The following is a 15,659-nucleotide window of genomic DNA, read 5'->3' on the forward strand; positions in this document are numbered from 1 at the left end:
GGTCAGGCTGCCGCGGCCTCTTCGCAGACGCTCAGCTGCGGCAGTCCGTGCATCTCGTAGTGCTCGACGAGTCGGATGCGACCGTCTTCGGTGAGTTCGAGCTGACTCTCGCCGTCTCCGGTCACGACGGCCCCGTCTGAGACGAGGACATGCACGAAGGAGACCCAGATGGTGTCGCCGGTGCGCGTGCCCACGAAGCGGCCGAAGGTCACGGTGTCACCCGAGTAGTCGCCCCAGATCGCGCCGTCCTTCTCCTGGTACACGAACTCGCTGGGCGATTCGGGGTCGACCGCCGAGGTGGTGGAGGAGACCATCCGGAACCGGCGGCCGTCGAGCGAGGGGATGGTTGCAATCGAGCTCACCCTCCGATTATGGAGGGCACTCGAAGGTGCGCTGAAGCCGCTTCGGCACACGTCTTCCCGGCCCGCTCGTCGGGCAGGCGAGGTGAGACGAAACGGGCGCGGGCCACGATGACCGCGGCGTTTCGTCTGACCGCTCGTTCGCGGCCGAGGTGTGCGCCCTTCCGCCGCGCGAGCGGGTGAGCCGATATCTCGCAGGTACCGTGGGACGCATGCATTGGATGTCTGACACCTCGGCCGGCGACTGGCTGCGCGAGCGCCTCGACGACCCCTGGAACGCGACGATGCACGCCGTGGTGCCGCACGGCTTCCCGGCCTATGCCCGCATCCTGCACCCCGGCATCGTGCGCTCTCTGCCCAACCGGCCGGTGCCGACCTACGACGAGTACGACGCCATGCCGGAGGCCGAGCGACTGGCGCTCGTCGATCAGTTCATCGACGAGTCCGTGACCTGGGCCGAGACGGCATCCGCCTTCGGCACCACGCTGCATCCGCTGGCGCAGTGGCAGCGGATCGTCCGCACCCCACCCGACGCCGACTGGAACCTGCGGCTGTCACCCGACGGCCGAGAGTTCACGGGGCCGATGGAGGGCGAAGTCTCTCCGGCGATGCTCTCCGTGATCGCCGGGCACCTCACCACCCACACGACGACTCCGGATGCCGGCTTCGCGGCGCTCTGGGAGGGCCGCGGCGGTCTGGTGGGCCATATGGGTCACAGCCCCACTCGCCTCTTCATCCCGTTCAGCGACGACCCGAATCACCAGGCGATGCTCGACCGAAGCATCCGCGACCCTCTGAACAACGCCTTCCGCACGCAGACCTGGCAGGAGGGCATCCTGTCGCGCGAGATCTCGGATGGCCCGCGCTTCCGTCTTCCCGACCGGGATCACGTGCTCTTCCGGGGAGCCATCACCGACTTCGCGCGTCCTGACTGGGTGCTGGACGTCCCTTGGCGCGACCGCCCGGGCGAGGAGCACGGCTTCCCGCCGTCGGCGCAGAGCCCGACGATCCTGTGGCCGGACGACCACGCGTGGACCCTCGTGAGCGAGATCGACTACGACTCGACCATCGTCGCGGGGTCCGCCGAACTCGTCGCCGCGATCTGCGCCGACGAGCGTCTCGAGGCATTCCCGATCCCCGAGAACGCCGACCTCACCTGGGATGCCGACGAGGTGAACCGATGACGACTCCGCAGCCTGCTTCCTCGGCGTCCTTCGACGCCGCGCCTCTGACCGACCCCGTAGACCCGAAGGCCGTCACCGCGTTCGCCGCGGAGCTGCGCGCCCGAGGATCCAGCGGCACGAACGCCTCGAGCATCATCGCGATCGTCGTCGTCGCGCTCATGGCCCTCATCGTCGTCCCGGTGATCTTCACCACCATCGTCAGCATGGTCTCCACGCCAGGCGGGTCAGGGTTCGCCACCGTTCCATTGGTGATCTTCGGCGTCCTCGCTGTCGTGATCGCCATCGGATCGTTCGTCGGATGGCGGCGCGCCCGCGTCACGCGCTACCGCCTGCACCGGTTCGCTCAGGCGAACGGCATGTCGTACGAGGGACGAGTGACTGCCCCCACGCTGCCGGGGATGATCTTCAGCCTCGGCGGCTCGCGCATGTCGACCGATCTCGTGCGCGGCACGACGCCGCGGTTCGTCGAGTTCGGCAACTACCAGTACACGGTCAAGCGGGGCAAGAGCTCGACCACCTACCGCTGGGGCTATGTCGCGATGAAGCTCGACGTGCCTCTGCCCAACATCGTTCTCGATGCCAAGGGCAACAACGGATTCGGGTCGAACCTGCCGGCGTCCTTCCAGAAGGAGCAGCGACTGTCGCTCGAGGGCGACTTCGACGAGTACTTCACGCTCTACTGCCCCGAGGGATACGAGCGTGACGCACTGTATCTGTTCACGCCCGACATCATGGCCCGGTTCATCGACAACGCCGCCGAGCTCGACGTCGAGATCGTCGATGACTGGATGTTCCTCTACACGCAGCGCAGGGTGTCGACGCTCGACCCTGCGACTTGGGCCTGGCTGTTCGGCGCCGTCGGTGCGTTGATCACGAAGCTCGATCAGTGGGAGCGGTGGAGAGACGAGCGGCTGCTCGTCGAGAATCCGACGGCTGCGGCATCCGCTTCCCCGGCCATCGCGCCGCGGGCGACGGGCGAGCGGCTTCCGTTCGCGCCACCGGCCGGCCTGCTATCGCCGCCGCCGGGTGTCGCCCCCGAAGGACGCAGACTGAAGCGCAGCTTCCCGTGGGTGCCGGTCGTGTTCTTGATCGGCTTCGCGGTCTTCTGGTTCTGGTCCAGATCGTTCTGAACGGAACCCCCGAGGGTGGGTTGTGGGGGTGGGTGCTGACTGGGGATCAGCGCTCCCACCCCATCCCCCCTCGGGATCAGAAGAAGATCTGACTCTCCCTCCGCAGGACGGTCGAACCGTCCACGCGCGGGTCAGCTGGGGACTGACAGCTCTGCGCGTATATGAGTAATGGTATACCGGTATACGTTGCATTTCGTTGCGCGGAAGAGCGTCCACCGAACCAGTCGAATCCCGCGAAACGATGCACGAAATGCGGGTCGAAAGGCTGTCGGGAAGGCCGCATTCGTGCATCTTCACGAACGTCGATTTTCGGGCATTACCCCGAGTGACGACCACGGCCCCTCTCCGTTCTGCATGCAAGAGAATGGAAGATGATGTCTGAACGCGAAGATCACACCCACTGGCAGGCCGAGCGCCGTGCCTCCGTCACGTCTGCGACGGGCAACCTCGCACTGATCGAGACCCGCTGGACGGGTGACCTCCCCGATCTGGATGCCGAGCAGCAGGCGGCATCCGAGACGGTCACCGTGACGCCGATCCAGCGCACGAACATCGAGACCGGCGCGGCCGAGCACGGGCTGCGGGTGTGGGATGCCGAGTCCCCCGCCATCCGCGCCTTCGACCGCATCGACACGTACGAGTACGACCCCGCGTGGGTTCTCGAGGGTCACTTCACCCCGGTGTCCGGCGATCGCCGGGTGTCCTTCGAGCACATCCGCGACAACGGGGGGACGCGCGATCTCGTCGTCCCCGGCGACATCCGGCTCACCCTCGACGGCCGCGAGTACGACCTCGCCGCCTTCGACGACGGCGGCACGCTGCTGCTCGTGTTCGGCGACGAGACGAACGGCTCCGAAACATACGGCTCCGGACGCTTCCTGTTCGTGCAGCTACGTGATGACGAGGGCACCGTCGTGCTCGACTTCAACCGGGCCTTCGTGCCGCCGTGCGGATTCAGCGCCCAGTACAACTGCCCGCTGCCTCCGGCATCCAACCGCTTCCCCCTGCCTATCCGAGCAGGCGAGAAGAACGTCGTCTTCCGCGACGGCTTCGACATCTACGCGGCGTGACGCCGCACACTCTCACCCTGGAGTACTCATGAGAAGAACCCGCATTCTCGGCGCGCTCGGCGCCGTCGCCACGCTCGCCCTCGTGGCCGGCTGCGCGTCGGGCGCCACCGACGACGCCGCGAGCGAAGACGCCACCATCTTCATCGGGTCGCTGTACGAGCCGACCAACCTGAGCAACACGCAGGGTGGCGGTCAGGGTGTGACCGAAGCGCTGACCGGCAACGTCTACGAGGGCCTCTATCGCCTGACGGACGACGGCGAGGTCGAGCCTCTTCTCGCTGAGGACGCCCAGGTCTCCGACGACGGACTCACCTACACGATCACGCTGCGCGACGATGTGACCTTCCACTCGGGTGACCCGCTGACCTCCGCCGACGTGAAGTCGAGCATCGAGGCCGTCACCGCGGAGGACTCGGTCTCCGCCCGGAAGTCGAGCTTCACGACCATCGCCGACATCGCGACGCCCGACGACCAGACCGTCGTCTTCACGCTGTCGCAGCGGTCGATCTCGTTCCTCTACAACCTCAGCTACGTCTGGATCGTCAACGACGAGGCCGGCGACATCACCGGCAAGGAAGACGGCACCGGCCCCTACACCCTCGACGAGTGGAAGAAGGGCTCGACCCTGACCCTCGAGCGCTGGGACGACTACTGGGGTGAGCCCGCCAAGAACGGCGAGGTCGTCTACACGTACTTCACCGACGCCACCGCCGAGAACAACGCTCTGCTGACCGGCGAGATCGACGTGATCACCAGCGTGCAGAGCCCCGACTCGCTCACGCAGTTCGACTCCGACGACTACGTGATCAGCGAGGGGACATCGACCACGAAGGAGCTGCTCGCATTCAACGACCGCGTCGCCCCCTTCGACAACGCACTCGTGCGCAAGGCGATCTACTCGGCTATCGACACCCAGAAGCTCCTCGAGTCCATCTGGGGCGACTACGGCACGCTCATCGGCTCGATGGTGCCGCCGACCGACCCCTGGTACGAGGACCTCACGAAGGTGAATCCGTACGACGTCGAGCTGTCGAAGGATCTGCTCGCCCAGGCCGGCTACGCCGACGGCTTCACGTTCACGCTCGACACACCGAGCTACGACCCGCACCCCGCGGTGGCGGAGTTCCTGCAGTCGCAGCTCGCCGAGGTCGGCATCACGGTAGAGATCAACACGATCAGCGCCGACGAGTGGTACACGAAGGTGTTCAAGGAGCAGGACTTCGAGGCCACGCTCCAGGAGCACGTGAACGACCGTGACGTCGTCTGGTACGGCAACCCCGACTTCTACTGGGGATACAACGACGCCCAGGTGCAGCAGTGGGTCGCCGAGGCCGAGCAGGCAGCCACGACCGACGAGCAGACCGCTCTGCTGAAGCAGGTCAACGAGAAGATCGCCGAAGATGCCGCGAGCGTATGGTTGTACCTCTACCCGCAGATCGTGGTCGCCTCGAGCGACCTCAGCGGATACCCGGTCAACGGCCTGAACTCCCAGTTCTTCGCCTACGACATCGTCAAGTCCTGACACGCGAGGGGGATGCCGCGCGTCGGCATCCCCCTCTTTCATCCTGAGAAGCCATGCTCGCCTACCTGATCCGCCGCCTCGTGTTCCTCGTGGTGTCGCTCGTCGTCGCGATGATCGCGATCTTCGTGCTGCTGCGACTGCTGCCCGGCGACCCGGCGAATGCTTTGCTCTCGGTCAACGCCACCCCCGAGCAGATCGCCGCCGCTCGCGCGCAGGTCGGCTCGGATCAGCCCCTCCTGCAGCAGTTCACGACATGGGCGGGCCAGCTGTTGCGCTTCGATCTCGGTGAGTCCTTCCTGAGCTCGCGCCCGGTCGGACCCGACATCGCCGATCGCCTCGCCGTGACTCTCCCTCTCACTCTCATCGCCTTCACGCTGGCCCTGCTCGTCTCGCTCGTGATCGGCATCACCGCCGCCGTGAAGTCCGACCGCTGGTATGGCGTCGCGCTCTCCGGCTTCGCACAGCTCGGTGTCGCCGTGCCCGTGTTCTGGGTCGGCGTCGTGCTCGTCTGGGTCTTCGCACTCGGCCTCGGCCTGCTGCCGTCGGGCGGCTTCCCCCGCGATGACTGGGAGGATCCGGCCGATGCGCTGCGCTCGCTCGCGCTCCCGGTGATCACGATCGTGATCGTCATGAGCGCCTCCCTCAGCCGTTACGTGCGTTCGGCCACCCTCGACGTGATCGGCAGCGATTACCTGCGCACCGCGCGGGCCGGGGGTTCCGGCACTGCCGAAGCGCTTCTGCGTCACGGTGTGCGCAACGGCTCGGTGCCCGTGGTCGCGATCCTCGGCATCGAGCTGTCGACGACGCTCCTCGGCGCGGTCGTCGTCGAGAGCGTCTTCACTCTTCCCGGCCTCGGCAGCCTGCTGCTGTCGGCCATCGAACAGCACGACTTCCAGGTGATCCAGGGCGTGCTCGTCGTCAGCACGCTCTTCGTGCTGCTCGTCGGGTTCGCCGCCGACATCGTGCAGCGTCTGATCGATCCGCGTCTGCGCACGAGCGTCTCGGGCAACCGATGAGCCGCGTCGCCGAGCAGCTGATCACCGGCTCCGTCCCCGTGCGGCGCCGGCCGAAGGCGACGCTGCTCATCGGACTCGCCCTGACCGGCGCCATCGTTCTCATCGCCCTGGTCTCGTTGTTCTGGCTTCCGTATCCGCTCGCCGACACCAGCGGCAGTCGCCTCGAAGGTCCCAGCGGTCTGCATCTGCTCGGCACCGATCGACTCGGCCGCGATCTGCTCTCGCAACTGATGTGGGGCGCGCGGATCGCCCTGATCGTCGGCATCTGCTCGGTCGCGATCGCCGCCGTGCTCGGCACGATCATCGGCCTGATCGCCGCGTTCTCCCGCCCCTGGGTCGATGACACCCTCTCCGCGGGACTCGACGTCGTGATCGCCTTCCCCGTGCTGCTTCTCGCCATGCTCGTCGTCGCCGTTCAGGGAGCGTCGCTGTGGTCGGCGGTGCTCGCGATCGGTCTCGCGATGTCGGCGGTCGTCGCGCGTCTCACCCGCATTCTGGCCCGCCGCGTGCTGCAGGAGCAGTACATCACCGCGGCGCGCACGAGCGGCACGAGTGTGCTCGGCATCGTCTTCCAGCACGTGCTGCCCAACATCGCGCCGACCCTCGCCGTCAGCCTCGCGTTGCAGTTCGGTGCCGCCGTGCTCGCCGAGGCGAGCCTGTCGTACCTCGGCCTCGGAGCCCCGCCGCCCAATGCCTCATGGGGACGAATGCTGCAGGAGGCCCAGGGCACCGTGATGACCGCCCCCGTCGGCGCGATCGCCCCCGGCATCGCGATCATCGCCCTCGTGCTCGGGGTCAACTTCCTCGCCGACGGTCTGCGCGACCTCGCCGACCCGACCCGCAGGAGGAGCCGATGAGCATCCTCGACGTCTCACACCTCACCGTGCGTTCGGCATCGGGCGCGCTCGTGCGCGATGTGTCGTTCTCGCTCGCGCCCGGAGAGCGTCTGGGGCTGATCGGCGAATCCGGGTCGGGCAAGTCACTCACCTCGCTCGCGGTCACAGGGCTCCTGCCTGATGCGCTCGTGGCTTCGGGATCGGTGCTGCTCGACGGCCACCAGGTCATCGGAACTCGGGATGCCGACCTCCGCCCACTCCGTGGACCTGTTGCGCAGATCGTGTTCCAGGAGCCGCTCACCGCGCTCGATCCTCTGATGAGGGTCGGCCGACAGATCGCCGAACCGCTGCGTCGTCATCTCGGCCTGCGCGGCGCCGAGCTCGAGTCGGCGGTCGCCGCGTCCCTCGACGAGGTGGCCCTGTCCGAACCGAGGTTCGCCCGCTCCTACCCGCACGAGCTGTCGGGTGGTCAGCGGCAGCGGGTCGCGATCGCGATCGCCCTCGCTGCCAAGCCGCAGCTGCTCATCGCCGACGAGCCGACGACCGCGCTCGACGTCACGGTGCAGGATGCCGTGCTCACCCTTCTCGAGCGACTCGTCGCCGAGCGCGGCATGGCGCTGCTCTTCATCAGTCACGACCTCGCCGTCGTCTCACGCATGGTCGATCGCATCGTCGTGCTGCGTGACGGGCTCGTCGTCGAAGAGGGTGCGGTCGCACAGGTGCTGCAGAGCCCGGCCGAGCCGTATACGCGGATGCTGGTCGACAGCGCGCGTGCACTCGACGCATTCCTCGACGCGAAGGAGGCCGGCGCGTGAGTCTTCTCGAGCTGCGTGAAGCCGGTTTCGCCTATGGATCCCGTGGGGTGCTCGACGACATCTCGCTGAGCCTCGACGAGGGCGACTCGCTCGGCCTCGTCGGCGAATCCGGCGCGGGCAAGTCGACGATCCTTCGACTGCTGCTCGGGCTCGCCGCTCCCCGCGAGGGGCAGGTGCTGTTCGACGGAGCTCCGCTGAACCTGCGCGACCGTGCGCAGATGCGTCGCTTCCGCGCGAGCGTGCAGCCCGTGTTCCAGGATCCGTATTCGTCGCTCGACCCCCGTCAGCGGATCGACCGCATCATCGGCGAACCGCTGCGTTCGCTCGGCCTCGCCTCCGGTGCAGCCGCGCAGCGCCGCATCGCCGAATCCCTCGACTCGGTCGGCCTTCCCGCTGACACCGCCCGCCGCTACCCGCATGAGTTCTCGGGCGGCCAGCGCCAGCGCATCGCCATCGCACGGGCCGTCGTCTCCCGTCCGCGGGTTCTGCTCGCGGATGAGCCCGTCAGCGCACTCGACGTCACCACCCGCGTTCAGGTGCTCGAACTGCTCGACCGTCTGCGTCGAGAGAACGGCCTGTCGCTGGTGATGGTGTCGCACGACCTCACGGCCATCGCCTCGGCGTGCGACCGCACGGTCGTGCTGCAGAACGGTCGCGTGGTGGAGCAGGGCGCCACGGCATCCGTCCTGCACGCTCCGCAGGACCCGTACACCCGAGCGCTGGTCGACGCCGTTCCGCGCCTCCCCCGCTGAGGCCGGTCGTCCCGGATGGCTGGCCGTTTCACGGATGGCTGCCAGACCGACGGCGTGTCTCCCGCCCTTCGGGCATCGTCCAGCCGAATCGGGCGCGGACGAACGCCCTGGTCTCAGGCAAGCGCGTGCCAGGCTTCTCGTAGTGCCACCACAGAAGGGGTCATCTCCGCGTCGGGGAGGTACACAGGGCCATCGGAGATGTCCACGTTTCGCAGGGGATCATCGTCGAGGTGCTGCGGGAAGACATGGCAGTGAAGATGCGGTGCGCGATGCCCCATCACCAGGTAGTTGATCTTCCGCGGGCCGAACGTCCCGTCGACGGCACGCCCCGCGCGCTGGACGTCGCGCCAGAACGCGCTGATCTGATCGGCGTCCAGCTGACCGAGGTCAGTGAGATGCCCGCGGAGGATGACCACGGTGTAGCCGGGATGCGCCTGGTTGCGCACCAGTCGGATGTGAGTCGTCTCGGTCGAGGCCACCAGGATGCTGTGCTCGTTCTCCGGCAGATGTGCGTCGGCGCACATGCCGCAGAGCTCCGGGTCCACGAGTTCGGCCCACTCCTCATCCGTCCACCACATCGGCCCATGGTAGCCAGGGGATTCGCGCTGCCGGTCGCATCGAGCCCCGCGGGTCACTATCCTCGACCTATGCGTTTCACCGTTTCGTCGTGGTGGCTGCACGAGCAGCCGTAACGCATTGACGCGCGGGCTGCACGGCAGCCCGCGACCCTTCGCGGATCCATGTTCCGTGCAGCTCCTCTCGACTCAGGAGCAGATCATGGACTCGTACGCCGCAACCCTCGCTCGCATGCCCGACCTCCGGGAGGCGATCGCACAGCATCCCGAGAGATACCGCGTTCTCACCGGGGAGCGCCCCACAGGACGACTGCACCTCGGCCACTACTTCGGCACCATCCGCGAACGTGTCCGTCTGCAGGATGCGGGTGTCGAGACGTTCGTCATCCTGGCCGACTACCAGGTCATCACCGACCGCGAATCGGCCGGGGATGTGCGTGGCGCCGTCTACGGTGCGGTTCTCGACTACCTCGCCGCCGGTCTCGACCCGGCCTCCACCACGATCTTCACCCACTCGGCCGTTCCTGCACTCAACCAGCTGCTCGTCCCCTTTCTGAGCCTGGTCAGCGAGGCAGAGCTGCACCGCAATCCGACCGTGAAGGCCGAGCTCGCGGCCTCCGGTCGATCCTTGAGCGGCCTGCTCCTCACCTATCCCGTGCACCAGGCGGCCGACATCCTCTTCTGCAAGGGCAACCTCGTTCCGGTGGGGAAGGACAACCTGCCGCACGTCGAGATGACGCGCACGATCGCACGTCGCTTCACCGAGCGATACGGTCGCGTGTTCCCCGAGCCTGACGCGCTCGTCACCGAGACCCCTGAGCTTCCCGGCCTCGACGGCCGAAAGATGTCGAAGAGCTACGGGAACGCCATCGCGCTGGGGATGTCCGCTGACGAGACCGCCGACGTCATCCGGCGCGCTCCCACGGATTCAGAGCGCGCGATCACCTACGACCCCGAGAATCGGCCCGGCGTATCGGGGTTGCTCGCGACGGCTGCGGTCGTTCTCGAGCGCACCCCTGAGGAGATCGCGGATGAGGTCGGCGGGGCGGGAGCGGGTTCTCTCAAGCGTTTCACCACAGAGGCGGTGAACGAGTTCCTCGCAGAGCACCGTGCCCGTCGCGCCGTGCTCACCGTGGCCGACGCCGCTGCGGTACTGCGAGAAGGGAACGAGCGCGCCCTGTCCATCGCGAACGACACGCTCGACGAGGTGAGAACGGCGATGGGCATGACGTACTGACCGCCGTTGACCGACGTCGGTGCCTCTCAGCCCACCGAGGGCGCGAGACCGAAGTACGCAAGCTCCGCGTCGTTCAGCATCCGCGAGCGGATCAGGAAACGCATGCCCGTCGGTCCCTCGACCGAGAAGCCGGCACCGCGCCCCGGCACGACGTCGATCGTGAGGTGCGTGTACTTCCAGTACTCGAACTGCGACTCCGACATGAAGACCTCGACCGGGGCGTCCAACCCCACATCGAGCGCGCCCAGCAGCACGTCTCCGGGCCCGGTGATGAACATGCCCACGGGATAGCACATGGGCGATGAGCCGTCGCAGCATCCGCCCGACTGATGGAACATCAGGGGTCCGTGTTGCACAGTGAGGTCTCGGATGAGGGATGCCGCCGCATCCGTCACGTCAACGCGTTGGTAGGTGCCGATGCTCACCATGATCCGTGCCTTCCTGCCGATTCCTCCGGAGCAGATGGTGCCGGGCGGGCGCTGAGGGTGCAGCGCCCGCCCGGGGTCGAGCTCAGAAGAAGCCCATCGGCCCTTCCGCGTACGAGACCAGGAGGTTCTTGGTCTGCTGGTAGTGGTCGAGCATCATCTTGTGGTTCTCGCGCCCCACACCCGACTGCTTGTATCCGCCGAACGCGGCGTGCGCCGGGTACTGGTGATAGGTGTTGGTCCAGACCCGCCCGGCCTCGATCGCGCGCCCGGCGCGGTAGGCGGTGTCTCCGCTGCGACTCCAGACACCGGCACCCAGACCGTAGAGCGTGTCGTTCGCGATCGAGATCGCATCATCGAAGTCGTCGAACGAGGTGACCGACAGCACCGGACCGAAGATCTCCTCCTGGAAGATGCGCATGTCGTTAGTGCCCTCGAAGACGGTCGGAGCGACGTAGTAGCCCTCGCTGAGGTCGCCGCCGAGGTCGACGCGCTCCCCACCCGTGAGCAGCCGAGCGCCGCCCTGCTTTCCGATGTCGATGTAGCTGAGGATCTTCTCCAGCTGATCGTTCGATGCCTGCGCCCCGATCATCGTGGCGGGGTCGAGCGGGTTGCCCTGCACGACTTTGCCGACGCGTGCGAGTCCGTCGGAGAGGAAGCCGTCGTAGATCGACCGCTGGATCAGCGCACGCGACGGGCAGGTGCAGACCTCGCCCTGGTTCAGCGCGAACATCGTGAAACCCTCGAGCGCCTTGTCGTAGAACGGGTCGGCGGTGTCGCGGGCGACGTCCTCGAAGAACACGTTCGGGCTCTTGCCTCCGAGCTCCAATGTGACCGGGATCAGGTTCTGCGACGCGTACTGCATGATCAGGCGACCCGTCGTGGTCTCACCCGTGAAGGCGACCTTGCGGATGCGCTTGTGCTGCGCGAGCGGCGCGCCCGCCTCGATCCCGAAGCCGTTGACGATGTTCACGACGCCGGCCGGCAGCAGGTCGCCGATGATGTCGAAGAGGAACAGCAGCGATGCCGGGGTCTGCTCCGCCGGCTTGATGACGACGCAGTTGCCTGCGGCGAGCGCCGGCGCGAGCTTCCACACGGCCATGAGGATCGGGAAGTTCCAGGGGATGATCTGGCCGACCACTCCGAGCGGCTCGTGGAAGTGGTACGCGACGGTGTTCTCGTCGAGCTGGCTGATGCCGCCCTCCTGCGCCCGCAGGACGCCGGCGAAGTAGCGGAAGTGGTCGACCGCGAGGGGGATGTCGGCGGCGAGCGTCTCGCGCACCGGCTTGCCGTTCTCCCAGGTCTCGGCGACCGCGATCTCCTCGAGATGCTGCTCGATACGATCGGCGATCCTGTTGAGGATCACCGATCGCTCTGCCGGGCTGGTCTTGCCCCAGCTCGCGAAGGCCTTCCAGGCGACGTCGACCGCGCGGTCGATGTCGTCGACGGTTCCCCGGCCCACCTCGGTGAAGGGCTTGCCGTTGACCGGGCTGACGTTCTCGAAGAACTGGCCCTTGACCGGGTCCACGAACTCGCCGCCGATGTAATGGCCGTACCGGGGACGGTAGGTCGCGACGGCTCCCGGCTGACCGGGAGCGGCGTACGCGGAGGATGCGGGGGCGGTGGACACGTCTTCTTCGACGATGGTCATCGGGACTCCTTCGACGGGCCGCGGGCGTCGGTGCTGCGCAGCTGTCCTTCGACGGTACGTCTGCGGACGTTGCGCCCGAATGCGCAACGTTGCGTGCGGTTGCGAGCCGTTCAGCCCTCTTCGAGACGCTCGAGGCGCTCGATCCGCGCGACCAGTCCTGCGCGTTTCGGCGACCGCGCGGGGAGCATCTCGAGCGCGAGGCGGAGCGCTGCGGCATCCCTCTGCCCCTCGGGGATCTCGGCGTAGGCGAGCAGCACGTCGAGGCTCGCCTCCGAGAGCATCGCCTCGCGCAGCGCCGACCTGACGGACTCGCGGAACTCCTCGACACCCGGCGACGTCGACTCGGGCAGAACCGGACCGCGGTAGGCGGTGAGCGCGACGCGATGAGCGCCGCGGTCGAGCAGTGACAGCACGTCGTGCGCGTCGGTCTCGAGGGGCACCGTCAATCGATACGGGCGGGACTCCGGCACGAGACTGGGGGCGTGTTTCTCCAGCACCTTGCGCAGGCGCACCATCTCGGGTCGCAGCGTGTCTGCGGATGCCTCGGGGCCGTACACCAGTTCGCTCAGCCGCTCGGCCGACAGCCCCTGGCGGTTCACCGCGAGCATGAGCAGGATTGCGGCATGACGGGCGCTGAGCTCGATCACGGACTCTTCGAGCTCGGTCTCGCTCTCGAGCCGCGCCCTGTCCCGGCCGAGCACATGCAGCGTCGCTCGCGTGGTCGGCTTGGCCCGTGACGAGATCGTCGTCGGTCGGGGCGATTCGCTCCGCGCTCGGAGTCGGGCGACCAACAACTCGGATTCGACCGCGCGCGCCGTGGCGTCGACCAGAAGTCGGGCCTGGGTCGAGACGACCTCGTCTCCGCCGGTGATGTCGATCACCCCGAGCACACGCTGCGTCTCGGGGTCGCGCACGGGCGCCGCAGTGCACGACCACGGGTGGACGAGTCGGTTGTAGTGCTCCGCTCCCCGGATCTGCACGGAGTGTCCGAGCGTCAGTGCGGTTCCGGGGGCGGTGGTGCCGACGGCATCCTCTGCCCAGTTCGCCCCCGCGACGAATCCCATGCCCTCGGTGAGCGACTGCAGCTGGCGGTCTCCTTCGATCCAGAGCAGGCGTCCTGCCTGATCGCCGACGGCGATGACGACTCCGGACTCCTCCGGGGTGCCGGGCAGCAGCAGCGCTCGGATCATGTCCATCGCGGACGCCAGCGGGTGGGTGAGCCGGTAGGCCTCGAGCTCGTCGGTGACGAGTTCGATCGACGGCGCGGTCTCCGGCCCCACCCGACCGCGCCAGGAGCGGACCCACGATTCACGGACGAGCGGACGAACCTGCTGCAGGCGGTGATCGTCGAGGTTGCCGGCGATGAGTTCCTCGTGCGCACGCTCGATCAGCAGACGAGAGGCCTCAGGTGGGCCGTCACGTGACACCTGCCACGACGCAACCACAGCGTCTCCGATCGTCGATGGTGGAGCGTTACCTCAGTGTAGGAGCCGGATGCTGCGGGCGGAACCCGCGATATTCCGGTGCGTCGACACGGTGTCGGAGATGCGCCTCGCGCACTACTGTGCAGTGCGTGGTAGTGTGCAGTGCATCGAAGGAGGTCCGATGGACACCACGCAGTTGCTCAAGGGAGTGCTCGACGTCGCCGTGCTCGCGGTGCTCCGCACCGAGGACGGATACGGCTACGACATCGTCCGCAGACTCAGGGATGCCGGTCTCGGCGACGTGGGCGACGCGTCGGTCTACGGCACACTGCGCCGGCTCTACGCGGCAGGCAGCCTCTCGAGCTACGTCGTCCCCTCCGACGGCGGCCCGCACCGCAAGTACTACGCGATCAACCCGCAGGGTCGTGCGGCTCTCGACTCGCAGACCGTCACCTGGCTGGACTTCGCGGGGGCGATGTCCACGCTGCTCACCGCCGACACAGGCACCGACACACCCACGATCGGAGAGAACCGATGAACGACACCGCCGTCTCGATCGACGAACAGATCCGCTCCTTCGCTCTCGCCGTGCGCGAGCACCTCGACGACCTCCCGGCCGACGAGCTCGACGAGATCGTGGGCGGGCTCACCGCCGACCTGGCAGATCAGGCCGCCGACAACGACGGAGTGCTCGAGCTCGGCGACCCGGCCGCCTACGCCGAAGAGCTGCGGTCCGCAGCCGGGCTTCCGCCGCGCGCGCAGGGCCGTCAGCGAGTCCGCCTCGGTGCGCGGGCGAGCGCGTGGCGTCGGGGCGTCGTCGACGGCATCCGCCGCAGCGCAGCCGGAGGGTGGCTCCTCGATCTGCTGCTCTCGCTTCGCCCGGTGTGGTGGGTGCTGCGCGGCATCGGTCTGTATGCAGCCGTCGCCGCGATCATCGCGATCCTTCCGCCCTTCACCTATCAGCCGTTCGAGTCCTACAACTGGTGGGCCATGCCCACGTCCCCCCTGCACTGGCTGTTCATCGGCGCGTTCGTCCTCGTCAGCGTGCAGTGGGGTCGCGATCGGTGGCTGCCGAAGAACCCGCTGCGCCATGTGCGCACTCTCGCCGGCATCCTGGCGGTGATCGTGCTCCCAGGACTCGTCATCTCGGTGCTCTCGCCACGCGTCGAGCACGTGTACGCGACCCAGCCCGTCGGCATCGCAGGGCTCGCGCTCGACGGCGTGCAGATCAACAACATCTTCGCCTACGACGCCGCGGGCAACCCGATCGAGCACGTGCAGCTCTTCACCGGAAAGGGCACCCCGCTCGACCTCTACGGAACTGCCGGCGGGCAGATCGCGTACACCGAAGACGGTGGCGAGATCCAGTTCGGATCGCAGGACAACGGTCTGCTGACGACCATTCCGTCTGAGGACTACCGCGGTAAGCCCGTGTGGAACGTCTACCCGCTCGACGAGGCGGAGTGGGATCCGATGACGGGCCAGCCCGACCTCTCGACGACGAAGCAGCCGGCGCCACCGTTCCAGAAGGCACCGAGCATCGACGCGACCGGCGCGACACCGGCTCCGGAGACGGACGGTGTGCCCCAGCCGACCGAGACCCCCGCACCCTGAGGCGGGATCATGACCGAGCGGATCATCTCGATCGACATCTCCCACCTCG

General features: G+C 67.5%; 16 protein-coding genes. 11 read left to right on the forward strand and 5 right to left on the reverse strand.

The window, feature by feature from the left end; genetic code table 11:
* Positions 1-2: 2 nt before the first annotated feature.
* Positions 3-362 (reverse strand): hypothetical protein, encoded by a 360-nt coding sequence (locus MRBLWH13_RS15775; RefSeq protein ID WP_341955872.1) that lies wholly within the window; start codon positions 360-362, stop codon positions 3-5.
* Between the two features lie 218 nt (positions 363-580).
* Here MRBLWH13_RS15775 and MRBLWH13_RS15780 point away from each other — a divergent pair, with 218 nt between their 5' ends.
* The 8 genes from MRBLWH13_RS15780 to MRBLWH13_RS15815 all read left to right on the forward strand — a co-directional run bounded on the left by MRBLWH13_RS15780 (position 581) and on the right by MRBLWH13_RS15815 (position 8,684).
* On the forward strand, positions 581-1,543 hold the full coding sequence (locus MRBLWH13_RS15780) for a hypothetical protein (protein ID WP_341955873.1): 963 nt from the start codon (positions 581-583) through the stop codon (positions 1,541-1,543).
* Complete coding sequence (locus tag MRBLWH13_RS15785; RefSeq protein ID WP_341955874.1) at positions 1,540-2,673, forward strand: hypothetical protein; 1,134 nt, start codon at positions 1,540-1,542, stop codon at positions 2,671-2,673. The genes MRBLWH13_RS15780 and MRBLWH13_RS15785 overlap by 4 nt, the downstream gene beginning before the upstream one ends.
* 374 nt (positions 2,674-3,047) lie before the next feature.
* A complete protein-coding gene (locus MRBLWH13_RS15790; protein ID WP_341955875.1) occupies positions 3,048-3,743 on the forward strand; it encodes a DUF1684 domain-containing protein in 696 nt (231 codons plus the stop codon).
* Positions 3,744-3,771: 28 nt separating this feature from the next.
* Positions 3,772-5,265 carry an ABC transporter substrate-binding protein gene (locus MRBLWH13_RS15795; protein WP_341955876.1) on the forward strand — a complete coding sequence of 498 codons (1,494 nt, stop codon included), beginning with the start codon at positions 3,772-3,774 and terminating at the stop codon, positions 5,263-5,265.
* Between the two features lie 53 nt (positions 5,266-5,318).
* A complete protein-coding gene (locus MRBLWH13_RS15800; RefSeq protein WP_341955877.1) occupies positions 5,319-6,281 on the forward strand; it encodes an ABC transporter permease in 963 nt (320 codons plus the stop codon).
* Complete coding sequence (locus tag MRBLWH13_RS15805; RefSeq protein ID WP_341955878.1) at positions 6,278-7,138, forward strand: ABC transporter permease; 861 nt, start codon at positions 6,278-6,280, stop codon at positions 7,136-7,138. The genes MRBLWH13_RS15800 and MRBLWH13_RS15805 overlap by 4 nt, the downstream gene beginning before the upstream one ends.
* A complete protein-coding gene (locus MRBLWH13_RS15810) occupies positions 7,135-7,932 on the forward strand; it encodes an ABC transporter ATP-binding protein (RefSeq protein ID WP_341955879.1) in 798 nt (265 codons plus the stop codon). The genes MRBLWH13_RS15805 and MRBLWH13_RS15810 overlap by 4 nt, the downstream gene beginning before the upstream one ends.
* Entirely contained in the window at positions 7,929-8,684 is a 756-nt protein-coding gene (locus MRBLWH13_RS15815) for an ATP-binding cassette domain-containing protein (protein WP_341955880.1), read from the forward strand. The genes MRBLWH13_RS15810 and MRBLWH13_RS15815 overlap by 4 nt, the downstream gene beginning before the upstream one ends.
* A gap of 113 nt (positions 8,685-8,797) precedes the next feature.
* Here MRBLWH13_RS15815 and MRBLWH13_RS15820 read toward each other — a convergent pair whose 3' ends face one another.
* Positions 8,798-9,262, reverse strand: coding sequence for an HIT family protein (locus MRBLWH13_RS15820; RefSeq protein WP_341955881.1), 465 nt, complete (start codon positions 9,260-9,262; stop codon positions 8,798-8,800).
* A 199-nt stretch (positions 9,263-9,461) separates the two neighbouring features.
* On the opposite strand from MRBLWH13_RS15820, the gene trpS reads away from it, so the two are divergent.
* On the forward strand, positions 9,462-10,496 hold the full coding sequence (trpS, locus tag MRBLWH13_RS15825) for a tryptophan--tRNA ligase (protein WP_341955882.1): 1,035 nt from the start codon (positions 9,462-9,464) through the stop codon (positions 10,494-10,496).
* Between the two features lie 26 nt (positions 10,497-10,522).
* On the opposite strand, the gene MRBLWH13_RS15830 is transcribed toward trpS, so the two are convergent.
* The 3 genes from MRBLWH13_RS15830 to MRBLWH13_RS15840 form a co-directional block, all read right to left on the reverse strand.
* Positions 10,523-10,924, reverse strand: coding sequence for a DUF779 domain-containing protein (locus MRBLWH13_RS15830; RefSeq protein WP_341955883.1), 402 nt, complete (start codon positions 10,922-10,924; stop codon positions 10,523-10,525).
* Positions 10,925-11,006: 82 nt separating this feature from the next.
* Entirely contained in the window at positions 11,007-12,572 is a 1,566-nt protein-coding gene (locus MRBLWH13_RS15835) for an aldehyde dehydrogenase family protein (RefSeq protein ID WP_341955884.1), read from the reverse strand.
* Positions 12,573-12,682: 110 nt separating this feature from the next.
* Positions 12,683-14,017 (reverse strand): GAF domain-containing protein, encoded by a 1,335-nt coding sequence (locus MRBLWH13_RS15840; RefSeq protein ID WP_341955885.1) that lies wholly within the window; start codon positions 14,015-14,017, stop codon positions 12,683-12,685.
* 160 nt (positions 14,018-14,177) lie between these two features.
* Between MRBLWH13_RS15840 and MRBLWH13_RS15845 the strand changes: the two genes are divergently transcribed.
* On the forward strand, positions 14,178-14,534 hold the full coding sequence (locus MRBLWH13_RS15845; protein WP_341955886.1) for a PadR family transcriptional regulator: 357 nt from the start codon (positions 14,178-14,180) through the stop codon (positions 14,532-14,534).
* Entirely contained in the window at positions 14,531-15,610 is a 1,080-nt protein-coding gene (locus tag MRBLWH13_RS15850; RefSeq protein ID WP_341955887.1) for a hypothetical protein, read from the forward strand. Before MRBLWH13_RS15845 ends, MRBLWH13_RS15850 begins: the two co-directional genes overlap by 4 nt.
* Positions 15,611-15,659: the final 49 nt, after the last annotated feature.

The organism is Microbacterium sp. LWH13-1.2, from assembly GCF_038397735.1.
Classification (GTDB): Bacteria; Actinomycetota; Actinomycetes; order Actinomycetales; family Microbacteriaceae; genus Microbacterium.